This is a genomic window from Streptomyces sp. NBC_01352, from assembly GCF_036237295.1.
In the GTDB taxonomy this organism is placed as follows: Bacteria; Actinomycetota; Actinomycetes; order Streptomycetales; family Streptomycetaceae; genus Streptomyces; species Streptomyces plumbiresistens.
The window spans coordinates 7,480,947-7,495,666 of the sequence record NZ_CP108354.1 but is presented as its reverse complement, the minus strand read 5'-3'; the positions used below and the strand labels follow the sequence as shown (position 1 = coordinate 7,495,666).

Annotated in this window: 15 protein-coding genes; 11 read left to right on the top strand and 4 right to left on the bottom strand. The window is 71.7% G+C overall.

The genetic code is table 11. The annotated features are described in order from the left end of the window. Nucleotides 1–34 precede the first annotated feature (34 nt). Together OG252_RS34750 and OG252_RS34745 are read left to right on the top strand one after the other, a co-directional pair. A complete protein-coding gene (locus OG252_RS34750) occupies nucleotides 35–508 on the top strand; it encodes a GNAT family N-acetyltransferase (RefSeq protein WP_266440060.1) in 474 nt (157 codons plus the stop codon). A 19-nt stretch (nucleotides 509–527) separates the two neighbouring features. Next, nucleotides 528–1,349 (top strand): serine hydrolase domain-containing protein, encoded by an 822-nt coding sequence (locus tag OG252_RS34745; protein WP_329341121.1) that lies wholly within the window; start codon nucleotides 528–530, stop codon nucleotides 1,347–1,349. Nucleotides 1,350–1,584: 235 nt separating this feature from the next. Here OG252_RS34745 and OG252_RS34740 read toward each other — a convergent pair whose 3' ends face one another. Beyond that, nucleotides 1,585–2,238 (bottom strand): pirin family protein, encoded by a 654-nt coding sequence (locus OG252_RS34740; RefSeq protein WP_329345253.1) that lies wholly within the window; start codon nucleotides 2,236–2,238, stop codon nucleotides 1,585–1,587. A 72-nt stretch (nucleotides 2,239–2,310) separates the two neighbouring features. Here OG252_RS34740 and OG252_RS34735 point away from each other — a divergent pair, with 72 nt between their 5' ends. The 5 genes from OG252_RS34735 (at nucleotide 2,311) to OG252_RS34715 (ending at nucleotide 7,269) form a co-directional block, all read left to right on the top strand. Then, entirely contained in the window at nucleotides 2,311–3,516 is a 1,206-nt protein-coding gene (locus OG252_RS34735; RefSeq protein ID WP_266440056.1) for a PucR family transcriptional regulator, read from the top strand. A gap of 89 nt (nucleotides 3,517–3,605) precedes the next feature. Beyond that, nucleotides 3,606–4,553 carry an ACP S-malonyltransferase gene (locus OG252_RS34730; protein WP_266440055.1) on the top strand — a complete coding sequence of 316 codons (948 nt, stop codon included), beginning with the start codon at nucleotides 3,606–3,608 and terminating at the stop codon, nucleotides 4,551–4,553. Between the two features lie 18 nt (nucleotides 4,554–4,571). Continuing rightward, entirely contained in the window at nucleotides 4,572–5,570 is a 999-nt protein-coding gene (locus tag OG252_RS34725; RefSeq protein ID WP_329341118.1) for a ketoacyl-ACP synthase III, read from the top strand. Nucleotides 5,571–5,672: 102 nt separating this feature from the next. Continuing rightward, nucleotides 5,673–5,921: an acyl carrier protein gene (locus OG252_RS34720; protein ID WP_030796760.1), complete on the top strand. Its 249-nt coding sequence runs from the start codon at nucleotides 5,673–5,675 to the stop codon at nucleotides 5,919–5,921. A 76-nt stretch (nucleotides 5,922–5,997) separates the two neighbouring features. Next, nucleotides 5,998–7,269, top strand: coding sequence for a beta-ketoacyl-[acyl-carrier-protein] synthase family protein (locus OG252_RS34715; RefSeq protein ID WP_266440052.1), 1,272 nt, complete (start codon nucleotides 5,998–6,000; stop codon nucleotides 7,267–7,269). A gap of 165 nt (nucleotides 7,270–7,434) precedes the next feature. Here OG252_RS34715 and OG252_RS34710 read toward each other — a convergent pair whose 3' ends face one another. Beyond that, nucleotides 7,435–7,929: a DUF3145 domain-containing protein gene (locus tag OG252_RS34710; RefSeq protein WP_266440050.1), complete on the bottom strand. Its 495-nt coding sequence runs from the start codon at nucleotides 7,927–7,929 to the stop codon at nucleotides 7,435–7,437. Nucleotides 7,930–8,218: 289 nt separating this feature from the next. On the opposite strand from OG252_RS34710, the gene OG252_RS34705 reads away from it, so the two are divergent. Together OG252_RS34705 and OG252_RS34700 are read left to right on the top strand one after the other, a co-directional pair. Next, a complete protein-coding gene (locus OG252_RS34705) occupies nucleotides 8,219–9,115 on the top strand; it encodes an SGNH/GDSL hydrolase family protein (protein WP_266440048.1) in 897 nt (298 codons plus the stop codon). A gap of 15 nt (nucleotides 9,116–9,130) precedes the next feature. Next, on the top strand, nucleotides 9,131–10,102 hold the full coding sequence (locus OG252_RS34700; RefSeq protein WP_329341114.1) for an aldose epimerase family protein: 972 nt from the start codon (nucleotides 9,131–9,133) through the stop codon (nucleotides 10,100–10,102). 92 nt (nucleotides 10,103–10,194) lie between these two features. On the opposite strand, the gene OG252_RS34695 is transcribed toward OG252_RS34700, so the two are convergent. Beyond that, entirely contained in the window at nucleotides 10,195–12,627 is a 2,433-nt protein-coding gene (locus OG252_RS34695) for a beta-glucosidase H (protein WP_329341112.1), read from the bottom strand. A gap of 109 nt (nucleotides 12,628–12,736) precedes the next feature. Between OG252_RS34695 and OG252_RS34690 the strand changes: the two genes are divergently transcribed. Beyond that, entirely contained in the window at nucleotides 12,737–13,312 is a 576-nt protein-coding gene (locus OG252_RS34690) for a TetR/AcrR family transcriptional regulator (RefSeq protein ID WP_266440043.1), read from the top strand. On the opposite strand, the gene OG252_RS34685 is transcribed toward OG252_RS34690, so the two are convergent. After that, a complete protein-coding gene (locus OG252_RS34685; RefSeq protein WP_266440041.1) occupies nucleotides 13,290–13,685 on the bottom strand; it encodes a RidA family protein in 396 nt (131 codons plus the stop codon). The two genes, OG252_RS34690 and OG252_RS34685, sit on opposite strands and share 23 nt — an antisense overlap. 58 nt (nucleotides 13,686–13,743) lie before the next feature. Here OG252_RS34685 and OG252_RS34680 point away from each other — a divergent pair, with 58 nt between their 5' ends. Further along, nucleotides 13,744–14,682: a LysR family transcriptional regulator gene (locus OG252_RS34680; RefSeq protein ID WP_266440040.1), complete on the top strand. Its 939-nt coding sequence runs from the start codon at nucleotides 13,744–13,746 to the stop codon at nucleotides 14,680–14,682. Nucleotides 14,683–14,720: the final 38 nt, after the last annotated feature.

Here is a 14,720-nt window from a genome sequence, read left to right as displayed (position 1 = left end):
ACGCCGCACAGGCCGGCTGGCTAGCGTGCGGGGCATGAGTCTTGTACGCCGTGCCACGACCGAGGACGCGGAGGAAGTTCTGCGTCTGCGCCAGGTGATGATCGATTCGCAGTCCGGTCCGGACGCCGGGGACACCGAGTGGCACGCGGAGGGCCTGCCCGCCCTGCGTGCCCGGCTGTCCGAGCCCGACGGGGACTTCGCGGCCTTCGTCGTCGACCACCCGGAGCGGCCGGGGGCGCTGGCGGCCCTGGTGGTCGGCACCATCGACTACCGGATCGGCAAGGCGGGCAATCCTCGCGGGCTCGCCGGCTACGTCTTCAGCGTCGCCACCGACCCGGACGCCCGCCGCCGCGGCTACGCGCGGGCCTGCATGGAGGAACTCCTCGCCTGGTTCCGCGAGCGGGGCGCCGGCCAGGTCCTGCTGACCGCGTCCAAGGAGGCCGAGCCGCTGTACGCCTCCCTCGGCTTCGCCCGCAAGCCGGACCCCGCGATGGGGATGAGGCTCTGAGCGGCTTAGGCTCGACGGCATGTCCTTGCAGAGCCTCGCCTTGATCGAGAACTGGCCGGTTCCCACCGCCGCGGCGGCCGTCGTACGGGCGGACGGGACCCTGCTGGGTACCCACGGCCCGGTCGGGCAGCGCTTCCCACTGGCCTCGGTGACCAAGCCGCTCGCCGCGTACGCCGCCCTCGTCGCGTACGAGGAGGGGGCGATCGAGCTCGACGAGCCGGCCGGGCCGCCCGGGGCGACGGTCCGTCATCTGCTCGCACACACCGCGGGCCTGGCCTTCGACGAGCACAAGGTGACGGCCTCGCCCGGGGAGCGGCGGCTGTACTCCAACGCCGGGTTCGAGCAGCTCGGGGACCACATCGCCAAGGCGGCGGAGATCCCGTTCGGCGAGTATCTGCGCCAGGCGGTGCTGGAGCCGCTGGGGATGACCTCGACGACGCTGGAGGGTTCCCCGGCCAAGGACGGCGTGTCCACCGTGGACGACCTCGCACGGTTCGCGGCTGAGGTCCAGGCGCCGCGGCTGCTGGATGCCCGTACGGTCGCCGAGGCGATGACGGTGCAGTACCCGGGGACGAAGGGTGTGCTGCCGGGGTACGGCCACCAGAACCCGAACGACTGGGGGCTGGGCTTCGAGATCCGGGACTCCAAGTCCCCGCACTGGACGGGGTCGTCGTCCTCGCCGCGGGCCTTCGGGCACTTCGGGCAGTCCGGTACGTTCCTGTGGCTCGACCCGGACGCGGGGGTGGCGTGCGTCGCGCTCACCGACCGTGCGTTCGGGCCCTGGGCGGTCGAGGCGTGGCCGGTGTTCACGGACGCGGTGCTGGCGGAGGTGCGGGGCTGAGGTCGGCCGGGGTTTCCGCCGGGCTTCTTTCGCCCCCGCCGCCCCTACCCGTCCCGTCCCCAGGGGGCTCCGCCCCCTGGAACCCCCGAACCTTTGCCCACCCACCACCCGACTCGGTGGGTCGAGGGGTGGGCCTTGCCCGGCTCGGCAGGGCGCGAAGTGGTCTTCGGGCTCGCCTCCTGGCCGACCGAGTCGGGTCTGGAGGCGGAGCCCCCGGCAGCGGGCCGCACGCCGGTCAGACCGTCATCTCCCAGATCAGCAGCTCCGCCCGCGTCACTCCCACCGCCTCCAGATCCTTCGCGTCCGTGATGCGTGCCGCGTCGCCCGGGGTCAACTCCTCGCCGTCCAGGGCTACTTCGCCGCGTACGACCTGGACGTACGCGTACGGCCCGTCCGGTACCGCCGTGCGCTCCCCCGCCGCCAGGCGCCGTACGTGGAGCATGGCGCCGGCCTCGGGGACGGCGTAGGGGGTGGAGTCCGCGATGCCGTGGACGATGTCGTAGGAGGGGTCGCCGCCCGGCTCCAGAGGGGCCAGCCACATCTGGACGAAGGTCAGGGGGGTCGGACCGTCGTTGCGCTCGATGTGGCGGACGCCCGCCGCCGAGCTCAGGTGCTGGACGTCGCCGGGGCGGACGAGCGTCTCGTGGCCCGTCGAGTCGCGGTGGGTCAGTTCGCCCTCGACGACCCAGGTCACGATCTCGGTGTGGCTGTGCGGGTGCTCGTCGAAGCCGGCGCCGGGGGCGAGCCGCTCCTCGTTGCAGGCGATCAGCGCGCCGAAGCGGAGGTTGTCGGGATCGTAGTGCGGGCCGAAGGAGAAGGCGTGCAGGGACTGGATTCCGGTCCCCGGGTCACCGCCTCGGTAGCGCTCCGTGGCGCGCCGTACGTCCATCACGGACCCCACCGTAGTCCTCACCGGTACCCGGGCACGCGTACTCCCGTCCGGATAAGGCAGTCTTGTCCCGTGCCCGAACCCGAATCCCACGCCGGCAATGCGGCCGCGCCCGATGTCCATCCGCACCCCGCGACGCTGAAGCGACTGGAGAAGTCGTCCGGGCGTCTCGCCGCGCAGGCCATCCAGCGTATGGACGAGACGCTGCCGTGGTACCGGGCCATGCCCCCGGAGAACCGTTCCTGGATCGGGCTCGTCGCACAGGCCGGTATCGCCGCCTTCACCGAGTGGTTCCGGCACCCGGACGCCCCGCAGGCCATCTCCACCGACGTCTTCGGAACCGCGCCCCGCGAGCTGACCAGGGCGATCACCCTGCGGCAGACCGTCGAGATGGTGCGCACCACGATCGAGGTCATGGAGTCGGCGATCGACGAGGTGGCGGCCCCGGGCGACGAGAACGTGCTGCGCGAGGCCCTCCTCGTGTACGCCCGTGAGATCGCCTTCGCCACCGCCCAGGTGTACGCCCAGGCCGCCGAGGCACGCGGCGCCTGGGACGCACGCCTGGAGTCGCTCGTCGTGAACGCGGTGCTGAGCGGGGAGGCCGACGAGGGGGCCGTCAGCCGGGCCGCCGCCCTTGGCTGGAACTCGCCCGAGCATGTGTGCGTGGTGTTGGGCAACGCTCCCGACGGTGACAGTGAGTTGACCGTCGAGGCCATCCGGCGGGCCGCCCGGCACGCCAAGCTCCAGGTGCTGACCGGGGTGCTCGGGTCCCGGCTCGTGGTCATCGCCGGTGGCAGCGACAACCCGCTCGCCGTCGCCAAGTCGCTGATCGGGCCGTTCGCCGCCGGGCCGGTGGTGGCGGGGCCCATCGTCCCCGATCTGCAGGCCGCGACCCGGTCCGCGCAGGCCGCCGCGGCCGGCCTGAAGGCGTGTTCTGCCTGGCAGGACGCCCCGCGCCCGGTCCTGGCGGACGATCTGCTTCCGGAGCGCGCGATGGCCGGGGACCCCGCGGCCCGCGACCAGTTGGTGGAGGAGATCTACAGACCGCTGGAGGAGGCCGGCTCGGCGCTCCTGGAGACGCTCGCCGTCTATCTGGAACAGGCGAGCAGCCTCGAAGGCGCCGCCCGTATGCTCTTCGTCCATCCCAACACCGTGCGCTACCGGCTCCGACGTGTGACTGACGTCACCGGCTGGTCGCCCTCCGATGTACGTTCGGCGTTCACGCTGCGCATCGCGCTGATCCTGGGGCGTCTGGCCGACGGGGATCTCCAGCTCTAGTCTTTTGTCGGGGGTCCACAAAACCCCCTCGTGTTCTTCGTCCTTGTCCCCACGGGCGGTCGTGGCCGTCCACAAGAGAGAGTGTGAGAGTGCTCGTACTCGTCGCTCCCGGCCAGGGCGCCCAGACGCCCGGCTTCCTGACCCCCTGGCTCGAACTCCCCGGTGCCGCGGACCGCGTCGCCGCGTGGTCCGACACCATCGGACTGGACCTCGCCCGTTACGGCACGCACGCCGACGCGGACGAGATCCGGGACACGGCTGTCGCCCAGCCGCTCCTTGTCGCGGCCGGAATCCTGTCGGCCGCGGCACTCGGTGACATCGGCGACCTCGCGCCCGGCGCCGTCGCGGGCCACAGCGTCGGCGAGATCACCGCCGCCGCCTTCGCGGGTGTGCTCGACGACACCGCGGCGCTGACCCTCGTACGCAAGCGCGGGCTGGCGATGGCCGAGGCCGCCGCCGTCACCGAGACCGGGATGTCGGCGCTGCTCGGCGGCGACCCCGAGGTGAGCGTCGCGCACCTGGAGAAGCTCGGCCTGACCCCGGCGAACGTCAACGGGGCCGGCCAGATCGTGGCCGCGGGCACGCTGGAGCAGCTCGCGGTGCTGAACGAGGACAAGCCCGAGGGTGTCCGCAAGGTCGTCCCGCTCAAGGTGGCCGGCGCCTTCCACACGCACCACATGGCGTCCGCGGTCGACGTGCTGGCGAAGGCCGCCGAGGCCCTGACGCCCGCCGACCCGAAGGTCGCCTACGTCTCGAACAAGGACGGCCAGGCCGTCGCCACCGGCGCGGAGATCGTCGCGCGGCTGGTCGGCCAGGTCGCCAACCCGGTCCGCTGGGACCTGTGCATGGAGACCTTCAAGGCGCTCGGAGTGACCGCGCTGATCGAGGTCTGCCCCGGCGGCACGCTGACCGGCCTGGCCAAGCGCGCGCTGCCCGGTGTGAAGACCCTGGCGCTCAAGACCCCCGACGACCTCGACGCTGCTCGCGAGCTCATCGCCGAGACGGTTACATCTGCCGCTGACGCGGCGGGTGCCTGACAAGGAGCCTGGAGAGCAATGCCGAAGATCAAGCCCAGCAAGGGCGCCCCGTACGCGCGGATCCTCGGTGTGGGCGGCTACCGTCCCACCCGGGTCGTGCCGAACGAGGTGATCCTCGAGACGATCGACTCGTCCGACGAGTGGATCCGCTCGCGCTCCGGCATCGAGACCCGGCACTGGGCGAACGACGAGGAGACCGTCGCCGCCATGTCGATCGAGGCGTCCGGCAAGGCGATCGCCGACGCCGGGATCTCCGCCGAGCAGATCGGCGGCGTGATCGTCTCGACCGTGTCGCACTTCAAGCAGACTCCGGCCGTCGCCACCGAGATCGCCGACAAGCTGGGCACGAACAAGGCCGCCGCCTTCGACATCTCGGCCGGCTGCGCGGGCTTCGGCTACGGCCTCACCCTCGCCAAGGGCATGATCGTCGAGGGCTCGGCGGAGTACGTACTCGTCATCGGCGTGGAGCGGCTCTCCGACCTGACCGACCTGGAGGACCGGGCCACGGCCTTCCTGTTCGGGGACGGCGCGGGCGCGGTCGTGGTGGGTCCCTCGCCGGAGCCCGCGATCGGTCCCACGGTCTGGGGCTCGGAGGGTGACAAGTCCGACACCATCAAGCAGACGGTGGCCTGGACCGAGTACGACAGCTCCAAGGACAAGTTCCCGGCGATCACGCAGGAGGGCCAGGCGGTCTTCCGCTGGGCCGTGTTCGAGATGGCGAAGGTCGCCCAGCAGGCGCTGGACGCGGCCGGGATCAGCCCGGCCGACCTGGACGTTTTCATTCCCCACCAGGCCAACGAGCGGATCATCGACTCGATGGTGAAGACTCTCAAGCTGCCGCAGCACGTCACGGTCGCGCGTGACGTGCGCACCACCGGCAACACCTCGGCCGCCTCGATTCCGCTCGCGATGGAGCGGCTTCTGGCGACCGGCGAGGCGAAGAGCGGCGACACCGCGCTCGTCATCGGTTTCGGGGCGGGTCTCGTGTACGCCGCGACGGTCGTTACCCTCCCCTAGGCACTCCGTGCCGGATCATGCGGTCCGGTGCGGGAAATGCACCACCTGCCGCTCACGCGGCGGGCGCCACACCCTCTGGATCACTACGAAGGAGCGCCTGACATGGCCGCCACTCAGGAAGAGATCGTCGCCGGTCTCGCCGACATCGTGAACGAGATCGCCGGCATCCCGGTTGAGGACGTCCAGCTGGACAAGTCCTTCACCGACGACCTGGACGTCGACTCGCTGTCCATGGTCGAGGTCGTCGTCGCCGCCGAGGAGCGCTTCGACGTCAAGATTCCCGACGAGGACGTCAAGAACCTCAAGACGGTCGGCGACGCGACCGAGTACATCCTCAAGAACCAGGGCTGATCCCAGCCCGGATCCTGGCCCCGCCACCCGGCGGTGGCGCCGCTTAATCCTCGTATCCGTTGGAGAAAGAATTCCCGTGAGCTCGACCAATCGCACCGTGGTCGTCACCGGTATCGGCGCAACCACACCGCTGGGTGGCGACGCAGCTTCTACCTGGGAGGGCCTGGTCGCCGGACGTTCCGGTGTCAAGGCCCTGGAGCAGGAGTGGGCCGCCGAGCAGGCGGTCCGCATCGCCGCGCCTGTGGCCGTGGAACCGACCGAGGTCATTCCGCGGCCCCAGGCCCGCCGACTGGACCGTTCGGCGCAGTTCGCGCTGATCGCGGCCCAGGAGGCGTGGAAGGACGCCGGCTTCGAAGCCAGGGCCGGGGAAGACGCCAGCGTCGACCCCGACCGGCTCGGTGCGGTGATCGCCTCCGGCATCGGTGGCGTGACGACCCTCCTCGACCAGTACGACGTGCTCAAGGAGAAGGGTGTCCGCCGCGTCTCCCCGCACACCGTCCCCATGCTGATGCCGAACGGTCCCTCTGCCAACGTGGGTCTGCTCGTGGGCGCCCGTGCGGGCGTGCACACGCCGGTCTCCGCGTGCGCCTCCGGCGCCGAGGCCATCGGCTACGCCATCGAGATGATCCGCTCCGGCCGCGCCGACATCGTCGTCGCGGGTGGCACGGAAGCGGCCATCCATCCGCTGCCGATCGCCGCGTTCGGCAACATGATGGCGATGTCCAAGAACAACGACGACCCCGAGGGCGCCTCACGTCCCTACGATCTCGCCCGCGACGGCTTCGTCCTCGGCGAGGGCGCCGGCGTGATCGTCCTGGAGTCCGCCGAGCACGCCGCCAAGCGCGGGGCGCGGGTGTACGCCGAGGCGGTCGGGCAGGGCATCTCCGCCGACGGCCACGACATCGTGCAGCCGGAGCCGGAGGGGCGGGGCATCTCGCACGCCCTGCAGAACCTGCTGGACCGCACCGACCTGGACCCCGCCGAGATCATGCACGTCAACGCGCATGCCACCTCGACGCCGGCCGGTGACGTGGCGGAGCTGAAGGCGCTGCGCAAGGTGTTCGGCGACGACGCCGACCACATGGCGGTCTCCGCGACCAAGTCGATGACCGGTCACCTGCTCGGTGGCGCGGGCGGTGTCGAGACCGTGGCGACGGTGCTCGCGCTGTACCACCGGGTGGCTCCGCCGACCATCAACATCGAGAACCTCGACCCTGAGGCCGAGGCCAACGCGGACATCGTGCGCGGTGAGGCTCGGAAGCTGCCGGTCGAGGGGCGGATTGCCGCGCTGAACGACTCGTTCGGGTTCGGTGGGCACAACGTGGTGCTGGCGTTCCGTACGGTCTGATTTCGGCCGTAGCTTGTCGTGAACGGCGTGTGGCCCGAACCCCGGGTTGGGGGGCGGGCCACACGCCGTTCTGGTGTCTGTTCGCGGCCGAGTGCGGGCCGTCTTGGGCTGGTCGCGCCCACGCGGCGGAGCCGCACATCGATACAGCCCCGCGCCCCTAAACCCTCACACCACCTGGTGTAGCCAGCGGACCGGGGCTCCCTCGCCCGCGTACCTGAACGGCTCCAACTCGTCGTCCCACGGCTTGCCCAGGAGCTTGGACAGTTCCGCCTCCAGGTCCGTCTCGCCGCGCTGGGAGCGGAGCAGGGCCGCCCGCAGGCGGTCCTCGGGGATCAGGATGTCGCCGTGGATGCCGGTGACGGCGTGGAAGATGCCGAGTTCGGGGGTGCAGCTGTAGCGCTCGCCCTCGGCGGTGGCGCAGGGCTCGGCGGTGACCTCGAAGCGGAGGAGGTGCCAGCCTCTCAGCGCGGAGGCCAGTTTGGAGGCGGTGCCGACCTGGCCCTGCCAGGAGAACTCGGAGCGCCAGGTGCCGGGCGCGGCGGGCTGCCGGATCCAGTCGAGGTTGACGCGTGTGCCGAGCACCCCGGCGACGGCCCACTCGACGTGCGGGCACAGCGCGCGCGGCGCGGAGTGCACGTACAGAACTCCACGTGTCGTCACCGGGACCTCCGGGCAGAGCGGGACATCTTGCGAACTGGCTGACGGCAGTGGCCGGGCAGCCACGTTGATGGCGAGGCTACCGTGCGGCGGCGCAAGGAGTGTGACGTACCGTCGGTCCCAGTGCCGTGAAACCCCCGCCATTCACTCGGCAGGACGCCAGTACGGGTGCGAACCGTTGCACGGGGGGCGTCGGGAACTCTCGCGCGTTGTTATGGGAGGACGAGCTTTTTCACCTTTCATGCCATCACCCGACGGGCACAGCACCGACGACCGAGGGGATCATCACCGGATGCGGAAGCAGAGCCACCGCTCGCGCGCCGTTCTCGCCGTCCTGGCGGCGGCCGTTCTGGGCGTCGCCGGCTGTGACGCCGTCGGGGGCGACTCGCCGGGGCCCAGCGGCACCGGGGCGCAGAAGGCGAAGCCGTCCCCGAAGCCGACGCCGGACTGGGACAGCAGCCCGGCATCGGTCGCCGCCGTGGGGGACTCCATCACGCGCGGTTTCGACGCGTGCTCGGTGCTGTCGGACTGCCCCGAGGTGTCGTGGGCGACCGGCAGCAGTGCCAAGGTCGACAGTCTCGCCGTACGGCTGCTGGGCAGGGCGAAGGCGGCCGAGCGGAGTTGGAACTACGCGGTGACCGGGGCGCGGATGGCGGACCTGCCCGGTCAGATGACGCGGGCGGCCGTGCAGAAGCCGGCGCTGGTGGCGGTGATGACGGGGGCGAACGACGCCTGCCGGGCCAGCATCTCGGCGATGACGTCCGTGGCCGACTTCCGGACCGACTTCGAGGACGCGCTGAGCAGGCTGCGCACGGCCTCGCCCAAGACGCAGGTGTACGTGGCGAGCGTGCCGAACCTGAAGCGGCTGTGGTCCCAGGGTCGTACGAACCCGATGGGCACACGGGTGTGGCAGCTGGGCATCTGCCCGTCGATGCTGGCCGACCCGAACGTGTTGGACGCGGCGGCGACCGAGCGCCGGGACACCGTGCAGCAGCGGGTGGAGGAGTACAACGAGGTGTTGGAGGAGGTCTGCGCCAAGGACCGCCACTGCCGCTTCGACGGGGGCGCGGTGTACGACTTCCGGTTCGGGACCGACCAGCTGAGCCACTGGGACTGGTTCCATCCGAGTGTGAACGGCCAGGCGCGGCTCGCTGAGATCGCCTATCGCACGGTGACGGGCAGGTCGTGACCTAAAGTTCCGCACATGAACGAACTCTTCGGCACACTTTCCGACGGCACGCCTGTTCACCGCTGGACCCTGGAGCGGGCCGGCGTCCGCGTGCGGATCCTGTCGTACGGCGGGATCGTGCAGTCGGTGGAGGTCCCGGACCGGGAGGGGCACGCCGCGGACGTGGTGCTCGGGTTCCCGGAGCTCGACGGCTATGTGACGCACCCGGACCCGCACTTCGGCGCCCTGGTCGGCCGGTACGCGAACCGGATCGCGGGTGGCCGCTTGCCGCTGGACGGCCGGACGTACGCGCTCGCGCTCAACAACCCGCCCAACTCCCTGCACGGCGGCGAGCGCGGCTTCGACAAGCGGGTGTGGGACGGGGCACCGGTCGAGCACGGGGTGCGTCTGACGCGGGTGAGCGCCCATGGCGAGGAGGGCTTCCCGGGGCGTCTGGAGGTCTCGACGACGTACTCGCTGGACGGGACCGGTGCGCTGCGGATCGCGTACGAGGCGGTCACGGACGCGCCGACCGTCGTGAACCTGACCAACCACAGCTATTTCAACCTCGGCGGGTCGGGGAACGCCGGCGGGCACGAACTGCGGATCGCCGCCTCCCGGTTCACCCCGGTCGACGCGGACCTGATCCCGACCGGCGTCCTGGACGAGGTGGCCAACACGCGCTTCGACTTCCGGGAGGCGCGGAAGGTGGGTTCCGGGTACGACCACAACTTCGTGCTCGACAAGGGGGTGACGGACGGGCCCGTGGAGGTCGCCGAGCTGTACGACCCGGCGTCCGGCCGGGTGCTGACCGTGGCGACCACCGAGCCCGGCCTCCAGCTGTACACCGCGGACCACCTCGGCGAGCCCTTCGCGCCCGGCGACGGCATCGCGCTGGAGACGCAGCACTTCCCCGACTCCCCGAACCGCCCCGAGTTCCCGAGCACGGTGCTGCGTCCGGGGGAGATGTACCGATCGGAGACGGTGTACGGGTTTTCCACCCGATAAACGCCGTTTCCCCTCTGTCAGACGTAATGAGCCCCGGCCCAGGGGTCAGGTCCCGGGCCGGGGCTGGTTCATGGGGAGGAACGCGTCCCTGATCAGACGTTAATCGTCGCGGTGAGCCGACGGTCCGTGATGGAGCGGCTCACCTGGATCTCGTACGAACCCTTCACAAACGACCAGGCCCCCTCCTTCTCGTCCCAGGCCTCGAAGGCCCGGCGCGGGAGTTCCACGGTGGCCTCGACGGTCTCGCCGGGGGCGGCCGTGACGCCCGCGAAGCCGGCCAGCCGGCGGGCCGGGCGTTCGGCGTCGGGCTCGCCGGGGGCCAGATAGACCTGGACGACCTCGTGGCCGGGGCGCGGGCCGGAGTTGCGGAGGCGGACCCGGGCGGTGGTGCCCCGGACCTCGACCGACTCGTAGGTCCAGTCGGTGTAGCCGAGGCCGTGGCCGAAGGGGTAGGCGGGGGTGCGGCCCTGCTTCTCCCAGGCGGTGTAGCCGATGAAGACGCCCTCGCGGTACGGGAGCTCGCCGCTGTCCGGGACGACCTGGGTGACCGGGGCGTCCGCGAGGCTGCCCCAGGTGCTGGGGAGGCGGCCGCCGGGCTCGTGGGCGCCGGTCAGGACGTCGGCGAGGGCGTCGCCGCCCTCCTGGCCGGGGAACCAGCTGAGCAGGACGGCGGCCACCTCCTCGCGCCAGGGCAGTTCCACCGGGGAGCCGGCGTTGACGATCACGACGGTGTTGGGGTTGGCGGCGGCGACGGCGCGGACCAGGTCGTCCTGGCGGCCGGGGAGGGTGAGGTCGGTGCGGTCGAAGCCCTCGGACTCGACGCGTTCGGTGGTGGCGACCACGACGACGGCCGTGTCGGCGGCGCGGGCGGCCGCCACGGCCTCGGCGATCAGCTCGTCGGGGTCGCGCTGCGGTTCCTGGTGGGCGAGGGCGAAGGAGACGACCTTCGTCGGGAAGTCGTCGGGGAGCCGGACGACATAGCTGAGGGAGACGTCGACCGGCCGGTCCGCGGTGAGTTCGGCCCGGGCGCAGGGCGTGGGGGCGCCGAAGAACGCCTCGAAGGGGTCGGCGTCGTTGGCGGGGCGCCGGACGTCGTCGAAGTACGTGGTGCCGTCGACCCGGAGAGTGAAGGCGCCGAGGCCCTTGATGCCGAAGGTGTGGGTGCCGGTGGCGCGCGGGGTGAAGGTGCCGGTCAGTTCGACGGTGTGGAGGTTGGCGCGGGTGACGCCGTCGGGGAGGTTGTCGCCCATCCACTGGAGCTGGCCGTTCGGCGCGGAGGCGGTGCCGACGACCTGGCCGTCGGCGTCCCGGCAGACGGCCCGCAGCTCGAAGCCCTTGTCGGCGACGGCGAGTTCGGTGTTCGGGTCGGCGCCGACTGCGTAGCTGAGGGTGCCTTCGGGGAGGGCCGCGGTGAGGCCGTCGAGCGGGGAGACGACCCGGGCCGGGAAGACGGTGGCGGAGCCGCCGCCGAGGACGCGGGCGTCGCGGGCGGCGGCGCCGATGAGGGCGACCGTGCCCGGCTTGAGCGGCAGGGCCTGGTTCTCGTTGCGCACGAGGACGAAGGAGCGGCGGGCGATCTCGCGGGCCAGGGCCTCGCCGTCGACGGTGTCGGGCAGTTCGGTGACGGCCGGCTCGGCGCCCTCCAGGATGCCGACGCGGGCTGCGAGCCGCAGGACGTTGCGGACGGCGTCGTCGACCTTGGCCTCGTCGACCTCGCCGTCCCGCACGGCCTTCGCGAGCGCGTCGCCGTACACGGTCTGCGGGCCGGGCATGGCGACGTCCAGGCCGCCGTCGATGGCACCGGTGGTGGAGCGGGCGGCGGTCCAGTCGGAGACGTTGAAGCCGTCGAAGCCCCATTCGCCGCGCAGGATCTCGTTCACCAGGTGGTGGTGCTCGGTCATCGTGGTGCCGTTGACCGAGTTGTAGGCGGTCATGATGCCCCAGGGGTGGGCGTTCTCGACGATCGCCTCGAAGGGCGCGAGGTACAGCTCGCGCAGGGCGCGCTCGCTCAGCAGGTTGTTCACCGTGAAGCGTTCGGTCTCGGCGTCGTTGGCGACGAAGTGCTTGACGGTGGTGCCGACGCCGCCCGACTGGACGCCGGTCACATAGCCGGAGCCGATGCGGCCGGTGAGGTACGGGTCCTCGCTGTACGCCTCGAAATGGCGGCCGCCGAGCGGGGAGCGGTGCAGGTTGACCGTGGGGGCGAGCAGGACGTGGACGCCCTTGCGACGGGCCTCCTGGGCGAGGAGGACGCCGGCGCGGCGGGCCAGCTCCGGGTCCCAGGTGGCGGCCAGCGCGGTCGGCGAGGGCAGCGCGATGGACGGGTCGTCGGCGCTCCAGTGGACACCCCGGACGCCGATCGGGCCGTCCGACATGACGAGGGACTCCAGGCCGATCTCCGGCAGGGCGGGCAGGGACCACGTGTCCTGACCGGCCAGGAGACGGGTCTTGGCGTCCAGGTCGAGTGTGCGCAGGGCCGCCTCTACGGCCGCCTCCGTGTCCGGCGATGTCGGGGTTCCCGCCATGGCGGTGCCTCCTCGTTGAAGCCTGGGTCCGTGCGGTTCCTCCATCGTGCATCGATTGCCTGTAGACCGGTAGGTTTCGTTATACTGCCGTTACATTGGGCTTGTTCGGGTGTCGTACGGTGACGGCATGAGCGCGAGAGTCAGGAGCGAGGAGCGGCGGGCCGCGATCGTCACGGCGGCGCTGGAGGTGATCGCCGAGCGCGGATACCGGGGCGCGAGCCTCGCGGCGGTGGCCGAGCGGGTGGGGCTGACCCAGCAGGGGCTGCTGCACTACTTCCCGACGAAGGACGCGCTGCTCGTGGCCGTCCTCGAGGAGCGGGACAGGTGGGACGCGGTCCCGGCCGGGCAGTGGCGCACCGACCTCCTCGCCCAGCTCGTCGAGTACAACGCGATGCGCCCCGGCATCGTCCAGACCTTCTCCGCACTGCTCGGCGAGAGCGTCACGGAGGGGCATCCGGCGCGCGGCTACTTCACCGAGCGGTACGCGCAGGTCCGGGCGAGCATGGCGCGGGTCCTGCGCGCCGAGTACGGCGACCGGCTGCCGAACGGACTCACCCCGGAACGCACCGCTCCCCTGCTGGTCGCGGTGATGGACGGTCTGCAGTACCAGTGGCTGCTGGACCCGGACTCGGTGGACATGCCGGGGGCGTTCCGGGACTTCCTCACGATGCTGGGCGAGGGCTGACCGCCGCCACCACCTCGACCTCGACCTGCGCCTCGGGCCGGAACAGCCGGGGCACCTCGAAGGTCATGCTGGTGGGCGGGGTCCCGGTGAGGAACTGCCGTCGTACGGTGCCGTATTCCTCCAGCCCGCCGATGTCCGTGAGGCAGGTGCGGATGTTGATGACGTCGGCCAGGGTCGCCCCGTGGGCCCTGAGCAGGGCGTCCAGCGCCTCGAAGACGCCCCGGCTCTGCTCGGCGAGGGTGGCGCCCTCGGCGATCTGCCCGGAGACGAACAACAGGGCGCTGCCGTCGGCGTGTTCGACGCGGGCGACCTGGGAGTAGTACGGGCTCAGGGGCTGGGGTGCGGAGGCGGGGTTGCCGATGGTGATCTGCATGCCCTCGACGCTAGGTCCGGGCCATGGATGCGACAAGCGAATGTCTAGCATGGCTGCCATGCCGAACCAGCATGTCCCTGTGGACGTTCCGGACCTCTCCTCCGTGTGGCTGCGGGTCTTCCTGGAGGTGGCCCGGCAGGGGTCCTTCACCGTCGCCGCCCGCACCCTCGGCTGGACCCAGTCGGCGGTCTCCCGGCAGATCTCCTCGCTGGAAGGGGCCCTGGGCGGTGCCCCGTTGTTCGACCGGCTCCCCCGGGGCGTACGGCTGACCGAGGCCGGGCGGGTCCTCGTGCCGTACGCGGAGGCGGTCGCCGAGGCGCTGCAGGGGGCCGGGCGGGAGCTGGCCGCGCTGCGTGAAGTGGCGGGCGGGCGGCTGCGGTTCGGGGCGTTCGCGACGGCCGACGCGGCGCTGGTGCCGCACGCCCTCGCGGCCTTCCGCGCCCGCCACCCCGAGGTGGGCGTGAGCCGCGAGGAGGGCTTCACTCCCGCTCTGCTGGACCGGCTCACCGCCGGGCACCTCGACCTGGCGGTCGTCTCGACGACGGGCGGCGGCATCCCGTCGCCGGCGTACGCACTCCACCACCTCCTCGACGAGTCGCTGTACGTCGCCGTCCCGTCCGGCCATCCGCTGACGGCGGGCCCGGGACCCGTGCGGCTCGGTCAACTAGCCGACGCCGACTGGATCTCCGGCGGCCCCCGCCCCGAGGGCACCCTGCTGGACGCCGCCCTGCGGCAGGGGTTCCGGCCGCGGGTCGCGCATGTCGTGGGCGAGTGGACCGCCAAGCAGGGATACGTCGCCGCCGGACTCGGCGTCACGCTGGTGCCGGCGCTCGCCGCCGGGTCCGTACGCCCGGATGTCACCTTGCTGCCGGTACTGGACGAGGGCGGGCCCGCACGGGCCGTGTACGCGGCGACCGTCCGGGGCCGCTCGCTCGCGCCGGCCGCCGAGGCCTTCCTCGGGGCGCTGCGGGAGGCGGCCGCCCGCATCCCGGCCTAGGTATGCGTACTCAGGCGCTCACCCGGCCCCCGGGACGA

Excerpts from the sequence above, each read along its gene's own strand:
- OG252_RS34750 (WP_266440060.1), top strand. The coding sequence starts at position 35 with ATGAGTCTTGTACGCCGTGCCACGACCGAGGACGCGGAGGAAGTTCTG.
- OG252_RS34745 (WP_329341121.1), top strand. The coding sequence starts at position 528 with ATGTCCTTGCAGAGCCTCGCCTTGATCGAGAACTGGCCGGTTCCCACC.
- OG252_RS34740 (WP_329345253.1), bottom strand. The coding sequence starts at position 2,238 with ATGGACGTACGGCGCGCCACGGAGCGCTACCGAGGCGGTGACCCGGGG.
- OG252_RS34725 (WP_329341118.1), top strand. The coding sequence starts at position 4,572 with ATGCCGAAGATCAAGCCCAGCAAGGGCGCCCCGTACGCGCGGATCCTC.
- OG252_RS34720 (WP_030796760.1), top strand. The coding sequence starts at position 5,673 with ATGGCCGCCACTCAGGAAGAGATCGTCGCCGGTCTCGCCGACATCGTG.
- OG252_RS34705 (WP_266440048.1), top strand. The coding sequence starts at position 8,219 with ATGCGGAAGCAGAGCCACCGCTCGCGCGCCGTTCTCGCCGTCCTGGCG.
- OG252_RS34700 (WP_329341114.1), top strand. The coding sequence starts at position 9,131 with ATGAACGAACTCTTCGGCACACTTTCCGACGGCACGCCTGTTCACCGC.
- OG252_RS34695 (WP_329341112.1), bottom strand. The coding sequence starts at position 12,627 with ATGGCGGGAACCCCGACATCGCCGGACACGGAGGCGGCCGTAGAGGCG.
- OG252_RS34685 (WP_266440041.1), bottom strand. The coding sequence starts at position 13,685 with ATGCAGATCACCATCGGCAACCCCGCCTCCGCACCCCAGCCCCTGAGC.
- OG252_RS34680 (WP_266440040.1), top strand. The coding sequence starts at position 13,744 with ATGCCGAACCAGCATGTCCCTGTGGACGTTCCGGACCTCTCCTCCGTG.